The 23,313-nt window shown below is 63.5% G+C and carries 25 protein-coding genes; 14 read left to right on the top strand and 11 right to left on the bottom strand.

Features of this window, described 5'->3' with window-relative positions; translation table 11 throughout:
* Positions 1-8 precede the first annotated feature (8 nt).
* Positions 9-488, top strand: a complete 480-nt coding sequence (locus JJE66_RS04595) for an Lrp/AsnC family transcriptional regulator (protein ID WP_027547667.1) — start codon at positions 9-11, stop codon at positions 486-488.
* A 68-nt stretch (positions 489-556) separates the two neighbouring features.
* On the opposite strand, the gene greA is transcribed toward JJE66_RS04595, so the two are convergent.
* From greA to JJE66_RS04580, 3 genes are all read right to left on the bottom strand, one after another.
* The gene (gene greA, locus JJE66_RS04590; RefSeq protein ID WP_027534300.1) at positions 557-1,030 is read right to left on the bottom strand and encodes a transcription elongation factor GreA; all 474 of its coding nucleotides are present in this window, start codon (positions 1,028-1,030) and stop codon (positions 557-559) included.
* Between the two features lie 215 nt (positions 1,031-1,245).
* Complete coding sequence (gene carB, locus JJE66_RS04585) at positions 1,246-4,710, bottom strand: carbamoyl-phosphate synthase large subunit (protein WP_200512910.1); 3,465 nt, start codon at positions 4,708-4,710, stop codon at positions 1,246-1,248.
* Between the two features lie 143 nt (positions 4,711-4,853).
* Complete coding sequence (locus tag JJE66_RS04580; RefSeq protein WP_200512909.1) at positions 4,854-6,023, bottom strand: MFS transporter; 1,170 nt, start codon at positions 6,021-6,023, stop codon at positions 4,854-4,856.
* Between the two features lie 113 nt (positions 6,024-6,136).
* On the opposite strand from JJE66_RS04580, the gene JJE66_RS04575 reads away from it, so the two are divergent.
* Positions 6,137-6,508 (top strand): helix-turn-helix transcriptional regulator, encoded by a 372-nt coding sequence (locus tag JJE66_RS04575; protein WP_200512908.1) that lies wholly within the window; start codon positions 6,137-6,139, stop codon positions 6,506-6,508.
* 261 nt (positions 6,509-6,769) lie between these two features.
* Here the strand turns inward: JJE66_RS04575 and JJE66_RS04570 are convergent, their stop codons facing one another.
* Entirely contained in the window at positions 6,770-7,471 is a 702-nt protein-coding gene (locus JJE66_RS04570; RefSeq protein ID WP_200512907.1) for a class I SAM-dependent methyltransferase, read from the bottom strand.
* Between the two features lie 104 nt (positions 7,472-7,575).
* Between JJE66_RS04570 and JJE66_RS04565 the strand changes: the two genes are divergently transcribed.
* Positions 7,576-8,100: a Dps family protein gene (locus JJE66_RS04565; RefSeq protein ID WP_200512906.1), complete on the top strand. Its 525-nt coding sequence runs from the start codon at positions 7,576-7,578 to the stop codon at positions 8,098-8,100.
* Between the two features lie 165 nt (positions 8,101-8,265).
* Here JJE66_RS04565 and JJE66_RS04560 read toward each other — a convergent pair whose 3' ends face one another.
* The gene (locus tag JJE66_RS04560; RefSeq protein ID WP_200512905.1) at positions 8,266-8,787 is read right to left on the bottom strand and encodes a cupin domain-containing protein; all 522 of its coding nucleotides are present in this window, start codon (positions 8,785-8,787) and stop codon (positions 8,266-8,268) included.
* A 125-nt stretch (positions 8,788-8,912) separates the two neighbouring features.
* The gene (carA, locus tag JJE66_RS04555) at positions 8,913-10,103 is read right to left on the bottom strand and encodes a glutamine-hydrolyzing carbamoyl-phosphate synthase small subunit (RefSeq protein WP_200512904.1); all 1,191 of its coding nucleotides are present in this window, start codon (positions 10,101-10,103) and stop codon (positions 8,913-8,915) included.
* A 232-nt stretch (positions 10,104-10,335) separates the two neighbouring features.
* On the opposite strand from carA, the gene JJE66_RS04550 reads away from it, so the two are divergent.
* From JJE66_RS04550 to JJE66_RS37870, 4 genes are all read left to right on the top strand, one after another.
* Positions 10,336-10,791, top strand: a complete 456-nt coding sequence (locus JJE66_RS04550; RefSeq protein WP_200512903.1) for a GatB/YqeY domain-containing protein — start codon at positions 10,336-10,338, stop codon at positions 10,789-10,791.
* Positions 10,792-10,953: 162 nt separating this feature from the next.
* Positions 10,954-12,090 carry an epoxide hydrolase family protein gene (locus JJE66_RS04545; RefSeq protein ID WP_200512902.1) on the top strand — a complete coding sequence of 379 codons (1,137 nt, stop codon included), beginning with the start codon at positions 10,954-10,956 and terminating at the stop codon, positions 12,088-12,090.
* Positions 12,091-12,204: 114 nt separating this feature from the next.
* On the top strand, positions 12,205-13,815 hold the full coding sequence (locus tag JJE66_RS04540; protein ID WP_200512901.1) for an acyl-CoA synthetase: 1,611 nt from the start codon (positions 12,205-12,207) through the stop codon (positions 13,813-13,815).
* 446 nt (positions 13,816-14,261) lie between these two features.
* Complete coding sequence (locus JJE66_RS37870) at positions 14,262-14,441, top strand: hypothetical protein (RefSeq protein ID WP_246756076.1); 180 nt, start codon at positions 14,262-14,264, stop codon at positions 14,439-14,441.
* A gap of 18 nt (positions 14,442-14,459) precedes the next feature.
* On the opposite strand, the gene JJE66_RS04535 is transcribed toward JJE66_RS37870, so the two are convergent.
* From JJE66_RS04535 to JJE66_RS04525, 3 genes are read right to left on the bottom strand one after another with little or no spacing between them, the layout of a single operon-like run.
* Positions 14,460-14,972 carry an SRPBCC family protein gene (locus tag JJE66_RS04535; RefSeq protein ID WP_200512900.1) on the bottom strand — a complete coding sequence of 171 codons (513 nt, stop codon included), beginning with the start codon at positions 14,970-14,972 and terminating at the stop codon, positions 14,460-14,462.
* Positions 14,969-15,439 (bottom strand): SRPBCC family protein, encoded by a 471-nt coding sequence (locus JJE66_RS04530; protein WP_200512899.1) that lies wholly within the window; start codon positions 15,437-15,439, stop codon positions 14,969-14,971. The genes JJE66_RS04535 and JJE66_RS04530 overlap by 4 nt, the downstream gene beginning before the upstream one ends.
* Positions 15,432-15,746, bottom strand: a complete 315-nt coding sequence (locus JJE66_RS04525; RefSeq protein ID WP_200512898.1) for a helix-turn-helix transcriptional regulator — start codon at positions 15,744-15,746, stop codon at positions 15,432-15,434. Before JJE66_RS04525 ends, JJE66_RS04530 begins: the two co-directional genes overlap by 8 nt.
* A gap of 116 nt (positions 15,747-15,862) precedes the next feature.
* Between JJE66_RS04525 and JJE66_RS04520 the strand changes: the two genes are divergently transcribed.
* The 4 genes from JJE66_RS04520 (at position 15,863) to JJE66_RS04505 (ending at position 19,578) form a co-directional block, all read left to right on the top strand.
* Positions 15,863-17,308, top strand: a complete 1,446-nt coding sequence (locus tag JJE66_RS04520) for an LVIVD repeat-containing protein (RefSeq protein ID WP_200512897.1) — start codon at positions 15,863-15,865, stop codon at positions 17,306-17,308.
* A gap of 2 nt (positions 17,309-17,310) precedes the next feature.
* Entirely contained in the window at positions 17,311-17,856 is a 546-nt protein-coding gene (locus JJE66_RS04515; RefSeq protein ID WP_200512896.1) for a hypothetical protein, read from the top strand.
* Positions 17,857-17,904: 48 nt separating this feature from the next.
* Positions 17,905-18,522: a LysE family translocator gene (locus JJE66_RS04510; protein ID WP_200512895.1), complete on the top strand. Its 618-nt coding sequence runs from the start codon at positions 17,905-17,907 to the stop codon at positions 18,520-18,522.
* 75 nt (positions 18,523-18,597) lie between these two features.
* Positions 18,598-19,578: a DUF3592 domain-containing protein gene (locus JJE66_RS04505; protein ID WP_200512894.1), complete on the top strand. Its 981-nt coding sequence runs from the start codon at positions 18,598-18,600 to the stop codon at positions 19,576-19,578.
* Here the strand turns inward: JJE66_RS04505 and JJE66_RS04500 are convergent.
* A complete protein-coding gene (locus JJE66_RS04500) occupies positions 19,575-20,381 on the bottom strand; it encodes an N-formylglutamate amidohydrolase (protein WP_200512893.1) in 807 nt (268 codons plus the stop codon). The two genes, JJE66_RS04505 and JJE66_RS04500, sit on opposite strands and share 4 nt — an antisense overlap.
* A gap of 90 nt (positions 20,382-20,471) precedes the next feature.
* Here JJE66_RS04500 and JJE66_RS04495 point away from each other — a divergent pair, with 90 nt between their 5' ends.
* The 3 genes from JJE66_RS04495 (at position 20,472) to JJE66_RS04485 (ending at position 22,737) form a co-directional block, all read left to right on the top strand.
* Positions 20,472-21,383: a transglutaminase family protein gene (locus JJE66_RS04495; RefSeq protein WP_200512892.1), complete on the top strand. Its 912-nt coding sequence runs from the start codon at positions 20,472-20,474 to the stop codon at positions 21,381-21,383.
* A complete protein-coding gene (locus JJE66_RS04490; RefSeq protein WP_200512891.1) occupies positions 21,384-22,211 on the top strand; it encodes a transglutaminase family protein in 828 nt (275 codons plus the stop codon). It abuts the gene before it with no gap.
* 127 nt (positions 22,212-22,338) lie between these two features.
* Entirely contained in the window at positions 22,339-22,737 is a 399-nt protein-coding gene (locus JJE66_RS04485) for a gamma-glutamylcyclotransferase (RefSeq protein ID WP_200512890.1), read from the top strand.
* Here the strand turns inward: JJE66_RS04485 and JJE66_RS04480 are convergent.
* Positions 22,734-23,297 (bottom strand): chlorite dismutase family protein, encoded by a 564-nt coding sequence (locus tag JJE66_RS04480; RefSeq protein WP_200512889.1) that lies wholly within the window; start codon positions 23,295-23,297, stop codon positions 22,734-22,736. The genes JJE66_RS04485 and JJE66_RS04480 overlap by 4 nt on opposite strands.
* Positions 23,298-23,313: the final 16 nt, after the last annotated feature.

The raw sequence follows: 23,313 nt of genomic DNA, 5'->3' as shown, positions 1-23,313 counted from the left end.
CCAATCACGTGTCGCGGAACCTTGACGAGATCGACCTGAAAATTCTCACCGAGATCCAGGCCGACGGTCGAATCACCAATGTCGAGCTTGCCAAACGGGTCGGTATTTCGCCCCCGCCGTGCCTGCGCCGGGTCCGGGCGCTCGAAGAGGAGGGCTACATCCACGGCTACCGCGGGCTTCTGGATGCACGAAAGCTCGGCTTCGACGTCACGGTGTTCGCTGCCGTGCACCTCTCCAGCCAGGCGGAAGCGGATTTGCGCGCCTTCGAGGAGTTCGTCCGCGCCGAGCCGCTGGTTCGGGAATGCTGGATGCTGTCCGGCGAGGTCGATTTCATCCTGAAATGCGTGGCGCCGGACATGGCGACCTTCCAGGATTTCGTCACCCATCTGACCGCCGCGCCCCACGTGCGCAACGTCCGGACGTCGCTGGTGCTGCACAACTCAAAATACGAGGCGGCCGTGCCGCTGGATGTAAAGGGAAGAAGATAGCAACGGCAACGCAAAAACAAAAAGGCCGCGCAAATCGCGCGGCCTCTTCTAACTTCAGCGGCAAATCCTTACCGCCACTCCACCTTGGTGATTTCATACGCCTTGGCGCCACCGGGTGCGTTGACCTCGACGGTCGAACCCTTCTTCTTGCCGATCAGTGCGCGCGCCAGCGGCGAGGTGATGGAGATACGGCCCTTCTTGGCGTCGGCCTCGACCTCGCCGACGATCTGCCACACCGCCTTCTTCTCGGTGTCCTCATCGACCAAGGTCACGGTGGCGCCGAACTTGATGGTGTCGCCGGAGAGTTTGGAGATGTCGATAATGTCGGCGCGCGCGAGCTTGTCCTCGAGCTCGGCGATGCGGCCCTCATTGTGGGACTGCTCTTCCTTCGCAGCATGATATTCCGCGTTCTCCGACAGGTCGCCGTGCGAGCGCGCCTCGGCGATATGCTCGATGATGCGCGGACGGTCCTCGGACTGGCGCTTCTTCAATTCTTCCCCGAGCGCGGCAAAGCCGCCCGCTGTCATCGGAACCTTTTCCATCTTCTCTCTCGTCCTTCGATCGTGCGCCCCCAAAACGCGGATGGGCGCCCGCAACCTTGATTCGTCGGTCTTTCCGACGCTCGACGCCTGAGCGGCCGGACGTCGACAGATATGGGCTTGGCAACGGAACAGAACTGTCACATGATCGGACAGTTCCTCCGGCCAATGTGGCTTCATCGCCAGTCACTTAGCGGAGGCTGGGCCGTCGCTAATGATCAGGTCTCTGAAAAGTAGCTCTGTAAGGTCCGAACCTCAAGGTCCCCGCCCAGATAGGCCCTGATGCCCTGTGCGGCGGCCACCGCCCCGGAAAGAGTGGTGTAATACGGCACTTTATGCAAGAGGGCCGCGCGCCGCAGCGATCGGCTGTCGGCCAGCGCCTGCGGGCCTTCGGTGGTATTGAAGACCAGCTGGACGTCGCCGTTGGTGATGGCGTCGACGATATGCGGCCGGCCCTCCAGCACCTTGTTCACCTTCTCGGTCGGGATGCCTTCGTCGGTCAGGAAGCGCGCCGTGCCCGACGTCGCCAGCACCTTGAAGCCGAGTGAATGCAATTCGCGAACGGCTTCGGCGATTCGGGTCTTGTCGCTTTCGCGCACCGAGACGAACACCGTGCCCTTGCGCGGCACCCGCGTGCCGCCACCGAGCTGGCTCTTGGCAAAAGCAACTGCAAAGGAGCGATCGATGCCCATGACCTCGCCGGTCGAGCGCATCTCGGGACCGAGCACCGTGTCGACGCCGGGGAAGCGGGCGAACGGAAACACCGATTCCTTCACGCCGACATGCTTGAAGTCCGCCTTCTTCAATTTGAAATCGGCAAGCTTCTCGCCGGCCATGACGCGCGCCGCGATCTTCGCGACCGGCGTGCCGACCACCTTGGCGACGAACGGCACCGTGCGTGAGGCGCGCGGATTGACTTCGAGTACATAGATATCGCCATCCTTGATGGCATATTGCACGTTCATCAGGCCGACGACGTCGAGGCCGAGCGCCAGCTCGCGCGTCTGCCGCTCCAGTTCCTCGATCATTTTGGCATCGAGCGAGTGTGGCGGCAGCGAGCAGGCGCTATCGCCGGAATGGATCCCGGCTTCCTCGATGTGCTCCATGATGCCGACGATGAAGGTGTCCTTGCCGTCGCAGAGGCAGTCGACGTCGATCTCGGTCGCGTCGGACAGATAGCGGTCGAACAGCAGCGGGTTCTTGCCGAGCACGGTGTTGATCTGCCCGGTCTTGTCGTTCGGATAGCGCGCCTTGACGTCGGCCGGCACCAATTCCGGCAGCGTGCCGAGCAGGTAATCGCTGAGCTGGTTTTCCTCGCGGATGATCTGCATGGCGCGACCGCCGAGCACGTAGGATGGACGCACCACCAGCGGCAGGCCGAGATCGGTGGCGACGAGGCGGGCCTGCTCGACCGAGTAGGCAATGCCGTTCTTCGGCTGCTTCAGGCGGAGCTTGTCGAGCACGCGCTTGAAGCGGTCGCGGTCCTCGGCGAGGTCGATCGCATCGGGCGAGGTGCCGAGGATCGGCACTTCGGCGGCTTCCAGCGCACGCGCGAGCTTGAGCGGAGTCTGGCCGCCGAACTGCACGATCACGCCATGCAGCGTGCCGTTGCTGCGCTCCTTGGCGATGATCTCCAGCACGTCCTCGGCGGTGAGCGGCTCGAAATAGAGCCGGTCTGCGGTGTCGTAGTCGGTCGACACCGTTTCCGGGTTGCAGTTGACCATGATGGATTCATAGCCGGCATCATGCAGGGCGAAGCAGGCGTGACAGCAGCAATAGTCGAACTCGATGCCCTGGCCGATGCGGTTCGGGCCGCCGCCGAGGATGATGACCTTCTTCTTGTCCGAGGGCGCGCTCTCGTCCGCGGGCGCGCCTGCGAACGGCGCCTCATAGGTCGAGTACATGTAGGCCGTGGGTGAAGCGAATTCGGCGGCGCAGGTATCGATGCGCTTGTAGACCGGACGGACGGCGAGGGCGTGGCGCTTGGCTGTCACCTCCGCCTCAGTTGTTTCCGCGAGCACCGCGAGCCGCGCGTCGGAGAAGCCCATGGTCTTGAGCGAGCGCATGCCGAAGGCGTTGCCCGGAAGGCCGTTCTTGCGAACCTTCTCCTCTATGTCGACGATGCCACGCATCTCGCTGAGGAACCATGGATCGATCTTGCAGGAGTTGAAGATCTCCTCGTTGGACCAGCCGAGCCGCATCGCCTGCGCGACCTGCAACAGGCGATTCGGCGTCGGTGTTCCGAGCGCGGCGCGGATCGCGTTTTTGTCGTCGCCGTGGCCGAGGCCCTCGATCTCGATTTCGTCGAGGCCGGTTAACCCCGTCTCGAGCCCGCGTAGCGCCTTCTGAAGGCTCTCCTGGAAGGTGCGGCCGATCGCCATGACCTCGCCGACCGACTTCATCGACGTCGTCAGCGTAGTGGAAGCCCCGGGGAATTTCTCGAAAGCGAAACGCGGGATCTTGGTCACCACGTAATCGATCGTCGGCTCGAACGAGGCCGGCGTGGCGCCCCCTGTGATGTCGTTGGCGATCTCGTCCAGCGTGTAGCCGACCGCGAGCTTGGCCGCGACCTTGGCGATCGGGAAGCCCGTCGCCTTGGAAGCCAGCGCAGAGGAGCGCGACACACGCGGGTTCATCTCGATCACGACCATGCGGCCGTCTTCCGGATTGACGCCGAACTGCACGTTCGAGCCGCCGGTCTCGACGCCGATCTCGCGCAGCACCGCCAGCGAGGCGTCGCGCATGATCTGGTATTCCTTGTCCGTCAGTGTCAGCGCCGGAGCAACCGTGATGGAGTCGCCAGTGTGCACGCCCATCGGATCGAAATTCTCGATCGAGCAGACGATGATGCAATTGTCCTTCTTGTCGCGCACCACCTCCATCTCGAACTCTTTCCAGCCGAGCACGGATTCCTCGATCAGGACTTCGTTGGTGGGGGACGCGTCAAGGCCTCGCTCGATGATGTCGAGGAACTCTTCCTTGTTGTAGGCGATGCCGCCGCCGGTGCCGCCCATGGTGAAGGAGGGGCGGATGATCGCGGGCAGTCCGATCTCGGACAGCGCCATCAGCGCCTGTCCCAGCGCATATTCCTGATAGCGCTTGCGACGATCGCTCTCGCCCAGCGTCCACTGCCGATCGTGCTCTTCAAGCGCAGCCCCCGAGAGCTTCTCGCGTTCGGCCTGGCGTTTGTCGCGGAAGGACTTCTTCAGGGCGGAGGCGTTGGCAAGCCGCGACTTCGGCGTCTCAAGCCCGATCTTGGTCATGGCCTCGCGGAACAGCTGGCGGTCCTCGGCCTTGTCGATCGCGTCGGCGGTGGCGCCGATCATCTCGACGTCGAACTTGTCGAGCGTGCCCTGCTGACGCAGCGACAGCGCGCAGTTCAGCGCGGTCTGTCCGCCCATGGTCGGCAGCAGCGCGAAGCCGCCGGGAACGACGTGACGTTCCTTCTCGATGATCTTGGCGACGATCTCGGGCGTGATCGGTTCGATATAGGTCGCATCGGCCAATTCCGGGTCGGTCATGATCGTGGCCGGGTTGGAATTGACGAGGACGATGCGATAGCCCTCTTCCTTCAGCGTCTTCACCGCCTGCGTGCCCGAATAATCGAACTCGCAGGCTTGGCCGATCACGATGGGGCCGGCGCCGATGATCAGGATGGTGGTGATGTCTGTACGTTTGGGCATCAACTCTCGCCGAAGTGGAATTTGGGCACAAAAAAAGGGCGCGCGGCTGCGCGTCCCTGTGGCCGAGAGCGCGTTGGTCTCCCTCGCGCGCGGGTGGGTCTTAGACCAGTTTTCGGGGCGGCGAAACCCCGAAAAACGCCCCATCAACCGGCAATTTTGACGGATTTCGGCCGCGCCTGCCAGCCACGGGCGAGGTGTACCAGAAGCGAGGCCGCAACGCTCGATCCGCCGATCCAGCCGAGGTCGTTGGGCGAGAGGGCGGCCAGCACCGCGCCGCCCAGGGCGCCGCCGATGGCGAAGCCGAGATACATCGCGGAGGCGTTGAGCGAGAGCGCGATCATCGAGGCCTGCGGTTCGATCCGGATGATGCTGGCGACCTGGGCCGGATAGAACGCCCAGCCCGAGATACCCCAGAGGAAAATCGTGCCCAGCACCGCGTAATGCGCCTGCCCCGGCAAAAGCTTCAGGACCAGCGAATGCAGAATCAATGCGGTCGCCATGCCGGCAAGCCCGAGTGCTGCGGTGGTCGTCGTGCCCAGCCGGTCGGCCAAGACGCCGCCGAGCATGTTCCCGATCGCGGCTGCGCCGCCGAACACCAGCAGCGCCAGGCTGATCTGCGAGGCGTCGAAGCCGAGGCCGCGCAACGGCACCGCGAAATAGGTGAACACGGTGAAGCCGCCGAGCGCCCATAAAATCGTGATCACAAGCGCGATCAGGACATTGCTGTGACGGGCCACCGCCAGCCTTTCGCCGAGCGAGGCCGTGTTGCGCGGCAAGCCGCGGGGCAGGCCGAGCAGCAGGGCGGCGAGCGCCACCGCGCTGATGACAGCGACCATCGCAAAAGTCGCGCGCCAGCCGAACAGGCTGCCGACGAGATTGCCGAGGGGAACGCCAATGACGGTCGCAACCGTGAGGCCCGAGGTGACCAGCGCCACGACCCGGCCGCGCCGTTCGGGCGAGGCGACCGCCACGGAAACGGCGAGCGCCGTCGGCATGCAAAGCCCAGAGCCGAGGGCCATCAGCATGCGCGAGGCCAGCAGCAGGGCATAGCTGGATGCGACCACCGCCGCGAGATTTCCGGCGATGAAGGTCGACAGCGCCAGTGCCAGCACCGTGCGGCGGTCGATGTTGTTCAGCGCGACCGCCAGGATCGGCGAGCCTACGGCGTAGGTGAGGGCGTAGGCGGTGACCAATTGGCCGGCGGCCGGGACCGAAATCGAGAGATCGTTGGCGATTGCTGGTAAAAGCCCTGCGATCACAAAGCCTTCGGTGCCGATCGCGAAGGCCGCCAAGGCCAGCCAGAATACGCTCATTGGAGCCGATTCCTATGTTCAATGTTTATTGAACTATTAAACGCGGCGACTTGGGAGTCAATTGGTTCAAGAACTATTGAACATTGTGCCTGCATCGCTATGATTCCCGGGCCATGAGCCGCACACCTCTCCACCCCGCCCGCGAGCAGATCGAACTGCCGATGGTTCTGGATTGCCTCAGCGATCCGATCCGATTGGCGATCGTGTACCAACTCGCCCAGCAGGAACGTGTCGGCAGCGAACTCCGCTGCGGCGACTTCAATGGGCTCAGCGGCAAGTCGAATCTCGCCTATCATTTCGCCAAGCTGCGCGAATGCGGCCTGATGCTGACGCGTGTGGCAGGCACCAACCGGTTCATGCGGCTGCGCCGCGAGGATCTGGACGCGCGGTTTCCCGGCCTGCTCGATGCCGTGCTCAACTCCGCGGCCAAGGAGGCGGACAGGCTTCAGCTTATCGCCGAGTGCGATGTGGTTGAGACGGATTGAGGTTTGAGCGGGCAGTCCGTCTTCGCTTGCGCTTCGCTCCAGCTTCGCCGGACACGCTTCGCCCCTCTCGGGTCTTGCGTGGCTGCGCCACGCGTAGCCCGTAGGGCGAAGCGTGGAGACCCGGCCTGGATTTGAACCAGGATGAAGAGCGATGCACTGCTCTCGCGTAGACGCTTCCGCCACCGGGCCGCCGCGATCATTGCCGATCGGGCTGCGACAAGCCACCTCAGCCAATTGTTAAGATTAACGGACCCCGGGAGCTCAACGGACGAGAGGCGGCCGGGCGATGAAGGTCATGCGCCATCGGTTATGGCCGATATTGGTGTTGGCGCGCTGTGCCGCGAACCCGGCCGCTTTTAGCTTGGCCGAGATCTCGTCCTCGCTGTAGCGCTTGAGCCCGATACGCGCGCGCAGCTGACGGTAATCTGACAGCGCGGTGCTGATCAGTCCGACCAGCGCGTCCTTCAGGAAGCCGTGGCGCAGGCCCAGGGAGAGCAGCGCCGTCACATCCCGGCCCATGCCGACATGGGGTTGGAGGATGTCGCCGAGCACCAGCTTGCCGGACGGCTTCAGGATGCGCCTGACATTGATGAGCGCCGCATCGAGTTCCTCCGCCGTCATGTATTGCGCGACCGAGTTCATCACGACGAGGTCGATCGACTGGTCCTGCATCGTGCGGACGTCGTCGAGCGAGCGGACGCGGATCTTGGTGTTGGGCGCAAACCGCGCAATGAGCCGACCGCGCACACCGGGCGCGGGCTCGGCCAGGATCAACTTGCCGCAGGCATCTGCCACCTGGCTAGCCGACAGCGCCTCGCCGCAGGCATAGTCCAGCACGGTCGCCTCGGGCGAGGTGATGTAGCCGATGATGTCCCGCGCGATGATCTGGAAGTGCAAATCGCGATGCAGCTTGCTGACATAGATCGTATGCGTCGAGTCGTAATAGTCGATCCAATCGTCCATGATATCCCGCCCGGCGGTTCCTACCCAGGAACCGCGCTGCCCGCCTTGCGTTAGGGGTGCGACGGCGCGCCGTCAATGTCCGCGTCCTAACAGGAAGGTTTCCCGTGAGCAAAGCCCCCAGCAAGGTCTCGCCCGATCTCGACACCCCCACCGATCTGTCGCCCCAGGCGACCAAGAAGGTCTCGGAGGCGCTCAACGTGCTTTTGGCCGATGCCTTCGCGCTTTATCTCAAGACGAAGAATTTCCACTGGCATATCAGCGGCCGGCATTTCCGCGATTATCATCTGCTGCTCGACGAGCAGTCGGACCAGATCTTCGCCACCACCGACCAGCTCGCCGAGCGCGTCCGCAAGATCGGCGGTACGACGCTGAAGTCGATCGGCCAGGTCGCCAAGCTTCAGACCATCAAGGACAATGACGAGGACTACGTCCCGCCGCGCGAGATGCTGCGCGAGCTGATGCAGGACAACAAGCACGTGGCGGCTGCGATGCGCAAAGCGCACGAGGTCTGCGACGACGCCGGCGACGTCGCCAGCGCCAGCATCCTCGAGGTCTTCATCGACGAGACCGAGCGCCGGACCTGGTTCCTATTCGAAGCGACGCGGCAGGAAGGTGGCAATGAGGCGTAGGGCTTAAGGCGCGCTGCCGTAGGGTGGGTTAGCGAAGCGTAACCCACCAACCCTGCCGACGCGGAAATTGCCGACGCGGAATTAAAGAGGTGGGTTACGCCAGCAGATGCGCTTCGCGCATCTGCTGGGCTAACCCATCCTACGATGCCGTGCCGTGCCGTGCCGCTACCGCCACAGCCGCATCAACGCGCCGTGTTTGCCCGTCACCGGATCGGCCGGCGGCAGCGCGACTTTAGGAATCGTCTGCAACGCCTTGGCGTGGTTCTCCGGCGTCGCCCGCGCGATCTCCATCTTGCTTCCCGGCGGATAGGCGCCGATCACGCAGAAATCGTCGCTTGCTTCGATGCACTGATGCCCGGTGCCGGCGGGCAGGATCGCGACGTCGCCGGCCTTGATCTCAAGCTCCTGGCCGTGATCACCGCCAAAGCGAACGCGGGCATGGCCGCGCGCGACGCCGAGCACCTCATGCACCGTGGCGTGGTAGTGCAGGTAATCGTAGATGCCGTTGCGCCAGGTGCCGCCCCAATTGTTCGTTTCGAACAGGTTTTCGATGGTCTGCTCCGGCTGCTTTGGATCGAGCTGCACTGCGGCCTGGTAGACCAGGAAGGGGAGGATGTTGTTCGGCACGAGCCCGTCATCCTCAAAGACGATGGCGAGCGGTTCGGCATAGTCGCGGACGACGGACATGGCTGGGCTCCTGCGAAAGCCTGATGATCGTTAACGAAAGGCGTGAGACGCTGTTCCTTCCAACGAAAATGCCCGGGACCAGGCCCGGGCATGATGTCGTCCTAACGATTGCGAAGCATCGCAGCTTACGCGCTCTTCTTCTGCCGCATCAGATCGGCAAAGCGCTGGAACAGATAGTGGGAGTCGCGCGGGCCCGGTGAGGCCTCGGGATGGTACTGCACCGAGAACACCGGCTTGCCGTCGAGCTGGATGCCGCAATTTGAGCCGTCGAACAGCGAGATGTGGGTCTGGGTCGCGCCCTTCGGCAGCGTCGTCTCGTCCACGGCAAAACCGTGGTTCATCGAGGTGATCTCGACCTTGCCGGTGGTCTCGTCCTTCACGGGATGATTGGCGCCGTGATGGCCCTGATGCATCTTCCTGGTCTTGGCGCCGACGGCGAGGCCGAGCATCTGGTGACCGAGGCAGATGCCGAAGGTCGGCGTGCCCGACTGGATCACCTTCTGAATCACCGGCACCGCATATTTGCCGGTCGCGGCCGGATCGCCCGGACCGTTGGATAGGAACACGCCGTCCGGCTTCATCGCCAGAATGTCTTCAGATGACGTCGTCGCCGGCACCACCGTCACCTTGCAGCCGACGCCGGCGAGCAGGCGCAAAATGTTGCGCTTGATGCCGTAGTCGATCGCAACGACGTTGAATTCCGGATTCTCCTGCCGGCCGAAACCCTTGTCCCACAGCCAGGGCGTCTCGTCCCAGGTGAAGCGCTGGCCGGAGGTGACCATCGGCACGAGGTCCATGCCCTCGAGGCCGGGCCATTCGCGCGCTTCTTCCTTCAGGCCATGCAAATCGAACTCGCCGTCCTTGGCGTGCGCGATCACCGCGTTGGGCATGCCCTTGCCGCGGATCAGCGCGGTCAGTGCGCGGGTGTCGATGCCGGAGAGGCCGATGATGCCGCGGGCCTTCAGCCACTGGTCGAGGTGCTTGGTGGCGCGGTAGTTGGAGGGATCGGTGATGGCGGTGCGCAGGATCACGCCGCGCGCGCCAGGCGTCGCGGCCATGTTCACCGTCTCGATGTCTTCCTCATTGGTACCGACATTGCCGATATGAGGGAAGGTGAAGGTGATGAGCTGGCCGGCATAGGAGGGATCGGTGAGGATCTCTTCATAGCCGGTCATCGCGGTGTTGAAGCAGACTTCACCAACGGCGTGGCCTTCGGCGCCGAGACCAAAGCCCTCGAGCACCGTGCCATCGGCGAGCACGAGGAGCGCGGTCGGTTTGTGGTCCGGCCATGCGGTATCGTTGTCATGTTGTGTCATGAGCCCGCTTCATAAGGCCCCCACGCGCGCCCGTCAAAGCAGGAAACAACGGATTCACATGCGTTTTTGCATATTTGACAGGTGATCTCAGGCACTTAAGCTCGATTTGGCAATTTTGCGCCATTTTGGCCCGGCGACGGGGAAACAATAAACCATGCGTGACGGGTCCGGTATGGCCTCTTTCCCGCGAACGGCCTAGATCAGGCGTCGGATATTCGAAGGGATCACGATCATGTTGCGCGACGACATCAACAATGCGGTCAAGGAGGCCATGAGGGCCAAGGAAGAGCGCAAGCTCTCCACGCTGCGCATGGTCAATTCGACCATCAAGAACGCCGACATCGAAGCGCGCGGCAACGGCAAGCCGCCGCTCAGCGATGCCGATCTGCTCGGCGTCTTTCAGAAGATGATCAAGCAGCGCCAGGAATCCGTCGAGCTCTACGACAAGGGCGGCCGCGCCGAGCTTGCCGCCCAGGAGCGCGAGGAGATCGCGGTGATCTCGGCCTATTTGCCGAAGCAGATGTCGGACGACGAGGTGAAGAAGGCAATCGCGGACGCGATCTCGGAGACCGGCGCCGCCGGTATGAAGGACATGGGCAAGGTGATCGCGGTGTTGCGCGCGAAGTACGCCGGCCAGATGGATTTCGGCAAGGCCAGCGGTTTGGTGAAGGCCGCGCTGACGGGCTAGACGGCCGCTCCCGAAAGGCCTGCCAGGAGCTGACAGACTATCATCCTCGTCATGCCCGGCCTTGTGGCGGGCATCCACGTTCTTCAAAGTGGCGAGAAAGAACGTGGATGGCCGGGACGAGCCCGGCCATGACGAGAACCTCCGATGAGCAGGGCCTCTCCCATGAGCAACATCAAACCCTTCAAGATCGCCATCAGCGACGACATCCTCGCCGATCTCAAGTCACGTCTCGCCCGCACGCGCTGGCCGGAGGCGGAGCTGGTCGACGACTGGAGCCAGGGCGCGCCGCTGAAATGGATCCAGGAGATCTGCACCCATTGGGCCAACGGCTACGACTGGCGGGCGCGTGAGGCAAAACTCAACCGCTTCGCGCAATTCACCACCGAGATCGACGGGCTCGACATCCACTTCCTGCATGTCCGCTCGAAAGAGCCGTCCGCGCTGCCGCTGATCATCACCCATGGCTGGCCCGGCTCGATCGTGGAATTCCAGAAGGTGATTGCGCCGCTGGTCGATCCGGCCGCGCATGGCGGCGATCCCGCCGACGCATTTCACGTGATCTGCCCGTCGCTGCCGGGCTTCGGCTTCTCGGCCAAGCCAAAGACCACCGGCTGGGGTGTCGATCGTATCGCCGCGACCTGGGCGAAGCTGATGGGCCGGCTCGGCTATATCAGCTATGGCGCGCAGGGTGGCGATTGGGGCTCGGCGGTGACGACCTCGCTCGGCGCGCAGGATGCGGAGCATTGCGCTGGCATCCACATCACGCTTGCCTTCAACGCGGCGCCGAAAGTCGAGGGCGAGCCGACGCCAGAGGAGAAGCGCGCGCTCGCCGGCCTCAAGCACTATGTCGATCTCGATTCCGGCTACTCCAAGCAGCAATCGACGCGGCCACAGACACTCGGCTACGGCCTGACGGATTCGCCGAGCGGACAAGCGGCCTGGATACTGGAAAAATTCTGGGCCTGGACCGATTGCAACGGCCATCCCGAAAACATCTTTGACAAGGACGAACTGCTCGACAACGTCATGCTTTATTGGACGACAGCGACGGCGACGTCTTCCGCGCGGCTCTATTGGGAGAGCTTTGGCAAGCGCCGCACCAACCCCAAGGTCACCGTGCCGACGGGCGTCGCCGTATTCCCGAAGGAGATCATCACGCCGGTGCGGCGCTGGATGGAGCCGAATTTCCGCAACATCACGCACTGGAGCGAAATGGAGAAGGGTGGCCATTTCGCAGCCTTCGAGCAGCCGGGGTTGTATGTCGGCGAAGTCAGGAAGTTCTTCGCGACGGTGCGGTAGCTCCCACCGTCATGCCCGGGCTTGTCCCGGGCATCCACGGTCTTAAACTGATCGCCAAGAAGACGTGGATGGCCGGGACGAGCCCGGCCATGACGACGCTGCCGGGAAACGACCATGCTCACCGAAGCCAGGACCTACGACGAGCTCTATCAAAATTTCCGCTGGGACATTCCGGCGCGCTTCAACATGGCGGAGGCGTGTTGCGATCGCCACGCCGACGGCAGCGGGCGCCTTGCACTGGTCTATGTCGATGAGAATGGCGCCACCACGCGTACCTCCTTTGATGAGGTCGCCGAGGCGTCGCGCCGCTTCGCCAATGTGCTGAAGGCCGACGGTCTCGCGCGCGGCGACCGCGTCGCGGTGTTCCTGTCGCAATCGCTGGAATTGCCGGTGGCGCACATGGCGGCGTTCCGCTCAGGCCTGATCTCGATCCCGTTGTTCGCGCTGTTCGGCGAAGACGCGCTGGAATTCCGCCTGTCGAATTCGCAGGCCAAGGCCATCGTCACCGATGAAGGCGGCTGGGAGAAGCTCGCAAAAATTCGCGATCGCCTGCCGGACCTGAAGAATGTCTATGTCGTCGGCGAAGGCGCGCCCGCAGGCACGAAACCGTTCTGGGATGCGGTGAAGGCCGTTTCGCCCGACTTCGCCCGGGTCGACACCTCATGCGACGACCCCGCGCTGATCATCTACACCTCGGGCACCACAGGCAATCCGAAGGGCGCGCTGCATGCGCACCGCGTCGTGCTCGGTCATTTGCCGAATGTCGAGATGTGTCACAATTTCCTGCCCAGGCCCGGCGATCTCATGTGGACACCGGCGGACTGGGCGTGGATCGGCGGCCTGGTCAACGGCCTGTTCGCGTTCTGGTATCACGGCATTCCGCTGATCGGGCACCGCGCGCGAAAATTCGAACCGCAGGCGGCGATGCAGATGATGGCCGATCTCGGCGTTCGCAACGTCTTCCTGCCGCCGACGGCGCTAAAACTGATGCGGCAGGCCGGCGTGACGCATCCGGGCGTCAAGCTGCGCAGCATCTTTACCGGCGGCGAATCGCTCGGCGGCGAGCTGCTGGGCTGGGTGCGCGAGACCTTTGGCATCGACGCGCACGAGGTGTTTGGCCAGACCGAGTGCAATCTCGTGATCGGCAGTAACTCAAATCTGTTTCCGATCCGCCCGGGTTCGATGGGCAAGGCGACGCCCGGCTTCGACGTCCGCATCGTCGACGACAAGGGCGAGGAGCTGCCCACGGGCCAGCGCGGCATCATCGGCGTGCGCCAGCCATGTCCCGTCACCATGATCGAGTACTGGCGCAATCCGGAGGCGACCGCGAAGAAATATGCCGGCGCCTTCCTGCTGACCGGCGATCTGGGCGTGCAGGATCAGGACGGCTATTTCTGGTACGTCAGCCGCGAGGACGACGTCATCACCACCGCCGGCTATCGCGTCGGCCCGTCCGAGATCGAGCACACACTGATGAAGCACCCGTCGGTGGCGATGGCCGCCGTGGTCGGCATCCCCGATCCGATCCGCACGGAATCGATCAAGGCCTGGATCGTGCTGCGCCCGGGTTTTGCGGCGGGCGATGCGCTCGCGCGCGAGATCCAGGAGTTCGTGAAAGTGCAACTCGCAGCCCACGAATATCCGCGCTTCGTGGAGTTCGCCGAGACCTTGCCGATGACGGCGACAGGCAAGGTGCTCCGACGCGAGCTGAGGGCGAGGGGGTAGGCTCAATCATCGAAGGAGAGAGCCAGAGCTATCCCCCCGTGCCAGGCGGCGAATGCCGGATGAGGTCAGTTCGAGTTCGCCGAGCCGCCTGATCGCATACCGAGGTTGACCAGACGTTCGCCGCGCACTTGCGGAGTCTCGCCTTGCGCCTTCCTCAAAAGCGCTGCGCGCGCGAGAAAACGATAGCTAATTGCAGCGATTGCGCGCACGGTGTGCGAATGTCGGAAAAATCGGTCGTCTCTGCGCACACGCGGCGCCACGATTATGCGCGCGCGACGTGAAGCGACTCATTCCTCACATCGGCGCAGCCGACTCATCGCGACGGCGATCGTTGCGGATCTTGCCCGTTCCCGCGGGTCGGTCGGACGCGGCAGGCTCGTGCCCCAGATGCCAGAAAGATTCCATCGCCGTTCGGCATTGGGTCGAACGCCAACCGAAAGCACCCGATGCAAACTCTCTCTCCACGGCATGTCAAGACAAACGAAGCGCTCCGCCTCGGCGTGGCGTCGGGCTGGTACGCGATCAAGGTCAGTGGGACCTTTGTCTCGGGCCCGCACGACTCGGAAGGCGACTGTCGTCGCAAGATCGACGAGATTGATCCGCCGCCAGTGAAAAAGAAGCGATGAGGGCGCAGGGGCAGGCCGCTACGGCGTCTTGATCCCCATCGCCTTCAACGCTTCGAGCATCTTCATCGGCGGCACCATCTTGATCTGTGGCGCCTTGCCGGTTTCCAGGAGGCTCTTCAATCCCGACAGGATCGCGGGCCAGCCGGTGCGACCGCCCGACAGGATGTCGTCGCTGAGCTCGCGGTCGTGGCGTTCGCTCATGGTGAGACGGACGGCCTCACCGGCTGGCTCGACCTCGTAGGTGACGAGCGTGGTGCCGAGCTTTGCGACGAGGTCGGGCCAATTGACGTTCCACGTCACCGTCAGCTTGTTCGGCGGATCGTATTCGAGGATTTCGCCGGAGATGTGCTCAGAGCCGTCAGGCGCGCGCACGATGAACGTGCCGCCGAGCTTCGGCTCCATCTCCACCGCAAAGCCAGAGAAGTACTTTCGGCTGAACTCCGCTGAGGTCAGGGCCTGCCATACCCTCTCTGGCGTCGAGGCGATGTAGATGGTGTAGACCGTCAGCGGCTTGAATTGATCGAGATTCATTTTGGGTCGAACCCCTTGTTGAGCGCGGCGCGCGGAATGCCAAGCAGCTTGCCGGTCTCCAACAGGCTCTTGAGCTGGGACAGGATCGCCGGCCAGCCATTGGAGATGGCGCCGAGATATTTGCCACCCTCGACGAAGCCGTCATGCAGCACGGTCAAACGCACCAGCGAGCCGAACGGTTCGAGGGTGAAGACGACGCGTGAGATCGGCTCGCCGCGCAGCTCTTCGAATTTCTGGTGCTTGAAGCTGTAGGACAAGCGACGCGGCGGATCAGCCTCGAGGATTTCGCCGGAATCGGTTACCTCGCCGTCGAGCGTGAGCGCGAAGGGCGAACCGATCTTCCAGTCGGAGCGGACCTCGGTGTCGAACCAGTATTGCCTGGTGAACTCGCTCGATGTCAGCGCTTGCCAGAGCTTCTCCGGTGTGGTCTCGATGTAGGTGACATAGACGAATTGCGGCTTACTCATCGCGCTTCTCCAACTGGCGTTTCAACTCGCTGAGCGCGGCGAGCTTGCCGCGCTCGAATTTCCTGATCCAGCGCCCGCCGATCTGGTGGATCGGCACCGGGTTGAGATAATGCAGCTTCTCGCGTCCATGCCTGATGGTCGTGACCAGATTGGCCTCTTCCAGGATGACAAGGTGTTTCGTCACCGCCTGGCGCGTCATCTCCAGGCCTTCGCAGAGCTCGTTCAACGTCTGGCCGTTCCTGGCGTGAAGCCTGTCCAGCAGCGACCGTCGCGACGCATCGGCGAGCGCTTTGAAGACCTCATCCATGGCGGCGATAATAGGCAACCAAATGGTTGCATGTCAAGATGGTGTCTTGGGCGCGTGCAAATGGCTATGCTAGACTTGCATCTCAGCCAACGCAGATTGGTTCCGGGAGGACTTTGATGTTCCGTTGCGTCTTGACTGCTGTCGCTCTCGTCCTTTTCGCCGGCAGCACTTTCGTCCAGGCCCAGAAGCAGACCATCGGCGCGCCGCCCGAGGCGTCCAACATGAAGCTGGTCGGCACCAACGATCTCCAGGCGCGCAGCGCCTATCAGCCGACCATCCATCATCAGGGCGACCGCTGGATCGCCTATATCGGCCACCATGGCGGCACCGACGACGTGCCGGCCCCCGTCAATCCGATGACGGGCCAGGCGGAGCCGAACGGCACCTCGATCGTCGATGTCACCGATCCCGCGCACCCCAAATATCTCAGGCATTTGCCGGGTCAGGAAGGCAAGTATGAATCCGGCGGCGCGCAAATGGTGCGGGTCTGCGACGGCAAGTCGTTGCCAAAAGGCGATCCCAACGCGGTTTACATGCTGCGCACCTTCGGCAGCGAGGCGCATGAGATCTGGAACGTCGCCGATCCCGCCAGTCCCGTGCTGATCACCCGCATCGGCGGTTTGAAAGATACGCACAAGAGCTGGTGGGAATGCGATACCGGAATTGCCTATCTCGTCTCCGGTGCGCCTGATTGGCGTACGCGGCGTATGACCCAAGTCTATGACCTCAGCGATCCCGCGCATCCGCAGAAAATCCGCGACTTCGGTCTGCCCGGCCAGGAGCCAGGATCGACCGGGGCGGTGCCGACCGAGCTGCACGGGCCGATCTCGACCGGCCCCAATGGCAACCGCGTCTATTTCGGCTACGGCACCAACAAGGGCGGCATTCTGCAGATCGTCGATCGCGACAAGCTCCTGAACGGACCGAAGCAGCCGACGCCGGACAATCTGCGCTATCCCGAGATCTCGCGGCTGCCGATGTCCGCGTTCAATGGCGCCCACACCACGTTTCCGATGCTCGACATGCCCGTGGCGGAATTCGCCGCGGACAAGGACGGCAAGACCCGCGACATCGTCATGATCGTCGACGAGGCGATCCTCAACGAATGCGGTGAGGCGCGGCAGATGGTGTGGTTCGCCGATGTCACCACCGAAACGCGGCCGATGATGATCTCGAGCTACACCGTGCCGGAGGCAAGCGGGCAGTTCTGCCAGCGCGGCGGCCGCTTCGGCTCGCATTCCTCGAACGAGAGCATGGCGCCGGTCTATTACAGGAAGATGGCCTTCATCGCCTTCTTCAATGCCGGCGTGCGCGCGCTCGACATCCGCGATCCCTATCATCCCAAGGAGGTCGGCTACTTCATTCCGTCGATCACGCCAGCGACCGACAAGCGCTGCATCCCGGTCGAGGGCGGCGAGCGCTGCAAGGTCGCGATCCAGACCAACAATGTCGAGACCGACGACCGCGGCTACATCTACATCGTCGATCGCGCCAACACCGGCCTGCACATTCTCGAACTGACCGGGCCGGCCCGCGCCGTCGCCGGCCTGCCGAAGAATTGACGATGCGGTGCGTCGCGGCGATCCTGGCTGCGGTGATCGCGCTCGGCGCGTCCGGCGTCGGCGCGTATCAGCTTGCGTCGCAGCCAGCGCCGATATCAGCGCATTGGCGCGAACGCGCCTGGCCGTTCCCGCGCGACGGCTGGCCCGCGGGCCGTGCGTTTCGCTGCGAGGGCGGCGGCTGTGACGGCGCCGAGCTCTACGTCCGCGCCAAGCGCGGTTTCTGCAATTGCGACAGCGGCGTCGCCGATGACGACGAAGTCGATCGTGTCGCCGATCTCGATTTGATCGCCCCGCGCTTTACGGCGACTGCGCCCGGTGAAGTGGTGCATGTTGGTGAGATGCACGGTCGTGCGCGGCCCTATGAGCTCGCCATCTATGACGGTGCGCGCCACGCCGCGATCGGCATCGCCGTCTCACGACGCTGCGATCTCTTCGTCGCGGCGGCGCAAGGACGTGGCGAAGCCAGCGCGATGCAGCGTGCGGCGCTTGCGTTTCTGGAGACGCAGGAGATGAAAAATTGGGTCACGGCGGCGCTGGACGGAATGTGAGGGCCATGCCTTAATGCGCCAAACCACCCTCAGCTTGAGCCTTCCCAGATGTCCATGCAAGCCTATCTCGCCTTCGTCGCCGCCTGCATTGCGCTCGCGCTGCTGCCGGGGCCGATCGTCACCCTCGTGATCGCCAACGGCCTGCGCCACGGCACACGCGCGGCGCTGACCAACATTCTCGGCGTGCAGATGGGGTTGTTGATCGTCATTGCCATCCTTGCGGTGGGCCTCACCTCGCTGATGGCGACGATGGGCTATTGGTTCAACTGGGTGCGGTTTGCGGGCGCGGCCTATCTGGTTTGGCTCGGCATCAAGCTGATCCGCTCTCCAGTCGAGGGCGTCGACACCGACGCGCCGCCGCCTCCCCCTCGCGGTGGCTTCCTTTTGCAGGGCTTTGTCGTGGCGCTGTCGAACCCGAAGCTGCTGGTGTTCTTCGGCGCGTTCATTCCGCAATTCATGGACATGAGCAGGGATCATTTGTCGCAGGTCCTGGTGCTCGGCGTCACCTTCATGGTGCTCGCCGGCTTGACCGACGGGATCTACGCGCTGCTCGCCGGTCGGGCCCGCAGCTTTTTCTCGGCGCGCCGCACCCGCATGATGTCGCGCGTCTCCGGCGGCTTCATGATCGGCGGCGGCATTTGGCTGGCGCTGACCCGAGCCAAATGAGCTGACGGCACGGTTTGAACCTCTGCCCGCGGCGCTGCGTCCAAGGGAAGCATTGCCGCTGCCGAAGGATTTACCGTGCCGAATTTGCCTCCACTCGTTTACGCGATGCTGCTGGCGCCGCTCGCGCTGATCCTGGTTGCGGCAACCGTGAAGACCTGGCAGGCGCGTGAGGCGCGGAGCTGGCCACAGACCGCCGGCAAGGTCGTCACCTCCGCCGTCGAGCTGCGCGAGGTCAGGGTCCCCGACGCTGACCGCGAGGAGGGCTATCGCATGGACAGCCGCAACTTCGCCAACGTCGTCTACGAATACACCGTCGACGGCCGCAAGCTGAGCAGCAACCGTATCTCGATCGGCGAGGACCTTGGCAATTCCGAGATCGGCGAGAATCTCGCAAAATATCCGGCCGGCAGCATCGTCATGGTCTATTACAATCCGCGCCATCCCGATCAGGCGGTGCTGGAGCGCGATTTGCCCAAGGGCCTGTGGGGCTGTCTCGGTCTCGGCACGGCGATCGTGCTTGCGATCGTGTTCGGCTCGGTTTTCGGCCTCAACAAGATCTATCAGTATGTCGCCGGCCACGTCGCGCGGCCAGATCTGTCCGTCATGGTCGTCGTCTTCGGTGGGTTCGGCTTCCTCATCGCGCTGTTCGCGCTTGCGGTGCAGCGGCAGGCGTCGACGGCGAAGCGGTGGCCCGTTGTATCAGGCACGATCAAGCTGTCGAAGATGGAGCAATATCACGCGGCCACCGGGCCAGGCGGCGGCCGCGGTGTCGAGATGTTCGGCAAGCGCATGTTCTACACCTATAGCTACCAGAACGTCAGTTACACCAACGAGTGCGCGCGCGTCGCCGGCGAAACGCCGTCCGCTTCCGACAAGATGCTGCAACGCCTGCTGTCGCGCTACCAGGACGGCGCCAGCGTCGAGGTCCACGTCAATCCCGACAATCCGGCCGAGGCGAGCATCGATGCGGGCGGTGGCGGCGCTATCATCTATGTGCTGTGGGGCATCGCCGCGATCTTTGCCGCACTGGCGCTGTTCGTCGCGACGCGCCGTTAGCCGGCCAGTCTCTGCGCCCGCAGCTCCACCTCGATCTCCGCAAAGATCCGCGCCAGCCGCTCCGCCCATTGCTGCTGACCGGATTGCTCCGCGATCAGATCCTGGCGGATCTCGATGCCGGTGTTGACGAGGCCGCGGGCCTCGCCGTGCACGGGGATGGTGTAGTCGCTGAGATCGCTGACCGCATAGGGCTCGTTGTCGCCGACCACGAGATCGCCCTCGGCACGCAAATGTTTCAGCAGCAACTGCGACAACACCCTGTCGCGATTATAGAGCGCGCCGATGTGCCAGGGCCGGGCAACGCCGGCGTAAACCGGCGTGAAGCTGTGCAGCGACACCAGCACGGTCGGCCGCTTGTCGTGCAAGCGGCGGTTGATCACAGCGTCGATGCGGTGATGATAGGGCTCGAAAATCTCGCGCCGCCTTGCCGCGCGCTCGCCTTCCGAAATGCCTTCGTTGCGCGGGATCGCGGTTGCCTCGGATATCACCGGGATCGAGCTCGCCACGCCCGGCGGGCGGTTGCAGTCGATTACGAGCCGCGAATAGCGTTGCGCGATGAGATGTGCGCCCAGCATCTCAGCCAGCCGCTCGGCAACGCCGGCGATGCCGATGTCCCACGCGATGTGCCGCGTCAATTCGCTCTCGGCGACGCCGAGATCGCCGAGCGCGCGCGGCAGGATGCGGCCGTAATGGTCCGAGGTGAGCAGGAAGGGCGATGTGCCTGCCGCATTCACCTCATGCACTGGCGGAATGTCACCCTCGCCAAGGAGTTGATCCATCGCGTCGGCTGTGTCTAAAGCCATCCTGATTGCCTATGGAAGAAGCAGTCACCCCAAGAATCGGGCAGAATTGCTATAGATTGATCCGCCCAAACTCACCATGATTGACTGACGATGCCGCTGCTCACGATTCATCACAAGACCGAATATCGCTACAACCGCCCCGTGGCGTTCGGCGAACACAGGATCATGCTGCGTCCGCGCGACGGGCACGATCTGCGCGTGCTCGCCTCCAGGCTCAAAATCTCGCCCGAGCCGATGTCGCTGCACTGGATTCATGACGTGTTCGGCAACTCGGTCGCGATCGCCAATTTCGACGAGCGGGCCGAAACGCTGACCTTCGACTGGCACGTCACCGTCGAGCACAATCCGGTCGAGGAATTCGCGCTGACGCCGGACGATCCCGCTTTTTTCTACCCCTTCGTCTATGACGACGAGGAGTTTCCCGATCTCGTCCAGTACATCACGCCGCAATATGCCGATCCCGACGATGAGATCGCGGAATGGGCCCGCGGCTTTCTCGACGAGGAGGCGCCGTCGCCGACCTTCAAGATCCTGAGCGGCATGACGCACGGCATCCGTGAGCAGTTCAAATACCGCAAGCGCCATGAGCCTGGCACCCAGCATCCGCTCGAGACTTTGCAGTCGGGCACGGGAACTTGCCGGGACTATGCGCTGTTGATGATCGAAGCACTGCGCCATCTCGGCTTCGCCGCGCGTTTCGTGTCCGGCTACATCTTCGTGCCGGAGGATATCGAGCAGCATCATGTCGGCGGCGGTTCGACGCACGCCTGGGTGCAGGTCTATCTGCCGAGCGCAGGCTGGATCGAGTTCGATCCGACCAACGGCATCATCGGCACCCGTGACCTGATCCGGGTCGCGGTCGCCCGCGATCCGCGTCAGGCGATCCCGCTGCATGGCGTCTATATCGGCTCCGCGGGTGCTTTCGAGGCCATGGACGTCAACATCAGAGTGGTCTCTGACGATCAAGCGAGCGACGAAGTGATGGAGGCAGAAGTCACATAGATGGACATCAGGGTCGGCTTCGAGATCACCTACGCGGCAGAGCAGCCGACACCGATGGTGATCATGCTCAACATCCACCCCTCGCGTCAGGCCGACATCATCGGCACGGAGACGGTGGTCGCGGAGCCCGACGTTCCCATCCGCTTCTATCATGACGGCTTTGGCAATGTGTGCGGCCGCCTCGTCGCACCCACTGGCGGCGTGACGCTGAAGGGCAACGCACTGGTGCGCGACAGCGGCCGGCCCGACGACATCATGCCGGGCGCGCAGCAACTCCCGATCGAGCAGCTGCCGAACGAGTTGATGCTCTATCTGATGCCGAGCCGTTATTGCGAGACCGACAAGCTCACCGACGTTGCCTGGTCGCTATTCGGCAAGACCGAGCCCGGCTGGAAGCGTGTCGCCGCCATCACCGAGTTCGTGCACGAGCACGTCACCTTCGGCTACAAGCACGCCGATCACATGAAGTCCGCACACGACGTCTACCAGCAGAAGACCGGTGTCTGCCGCGATTTCGCGCATCTCGCTCTCACCTTCTGCCGCTGCATGGGCGTCCCCGCGCGCTACTGCACCGGATACATGGGCGACATCGGCATTCCCAAGGATCCGTCCCCGATGGATTTTTCCGGCTGGTTTCAGGTCTGGCTCTCCGGCCAATGGTTCACCTTCGATGCCCGCCACAACGCCCCCCGCAAGGGCCGCATCCTGATGGGAACGGGGCGCGATGCCGCTGATGTCGCGCTGTCCACGAGTTTTGGGAGGATGGAGTTAAAGAAGTTCGTGGTGGTGAGTGATGAGGTGGCCAGCGCGGATGTGAAGGTGGGGTGAAGTGTTGCTCCGCGCTCGTCATTGCGAGCGTAGCGAAGCAATCCAGTCTGTCTCCGCGGCGGAAGTCTGGATTGCTTCGTCGCAAGAGCTCCTCGCAATGACGGCGTTGAGAGTTTATAGAACCCCCATGACCTCCGATCGTCTCTTCGTCTACGGCACCCTGATGCGCGGCTTCGACCATCCGATGGCGCGGCTGCTTGCGCAGCATGCGGATTTTCTCGGTGAGGCGCGCTGCCGTGGCTGGCTCGTCCTCGTGAAGCACTATCCCGGACTTCTTCTCTCCGATGCGCCGTCCGACATCGCGCACGGCGAGCTCTTCAGCTTGCGCGCGGGCGACGAGCTCCTGCGCGAGCTCGACATGTACGAGGCCTGCGGCGAGGGCTTTCCGGAGCCGACCGAATATCTGCGCGGACTGGTCGACGTGACGTTGCCGGACGGCACCGCCGAGAAGGCCTGGACCTATATCTACAACTGGCCAGTGACGAATCTGCCGCGCATCGAGTCCGGCCGATTCCTCGAGCACTAAGCCGACAGCACTTCCTTCGCGACGCGAACGTCGACCTCGCGCTCGACATAGGTCCACTCTTCGGTCCGCCTGAGCATTCCGACCAGCTCCTCGAACAGCGAGGCATGGGCCGGCGCAAATTCAAACCAGGTCAGGAAATCGAAGGGCTCGCCGAGGTCACGACAGTGATAGAGTTGCCGCGCGATCGCAGGCAGAAAACGAAAACTGCTCGCGATGTGGTGCGACTTGTCCTCGAAGATCTTGCGCCGCTCTTCCTGCGTCAGCTCCCACCAGGCCTGCGATTTGCGGATCGGGATCAGCGCCGCGCAGGTGGCCTCTGGCCTGCCGAGGCCGGCCTGCACGCTCACGAGCTGCTGCTTCTCGGCGCGCTCGGTGTAGCGCAAGCTGCTCGGCACGCCGACCAGCCGCCACGCATTGCGCGAGGGCACCAGCGGCAATGAGACGGCGTCGCCGTCGATCACCGACAGCGCCGGCATGAAGGGCAGGGGCTCGCCCGTCACTGACGATACCGAGGTGACGCGCCAGCCCCCGCTCTGGCCACCCCGAAAGGTCCTGAACATGGCCCATGGAAGCGTG

Origin of the sequence: Bradyrhizobium diazoefficiens, from assembly GCF_016612535.1 — a bacterium.
Classification (GTDB): domain Bacteria; phylum Pseudomonadota; class Alphaproteobacteria; order Rhizobiales; family Xanthobacteraceae; genus Bradyrhizobium; species Bradyrhizobium diazoefficiens_C.
This window is presented reverse-complemented; position numbering and strand designations above follow the sequence as displayed.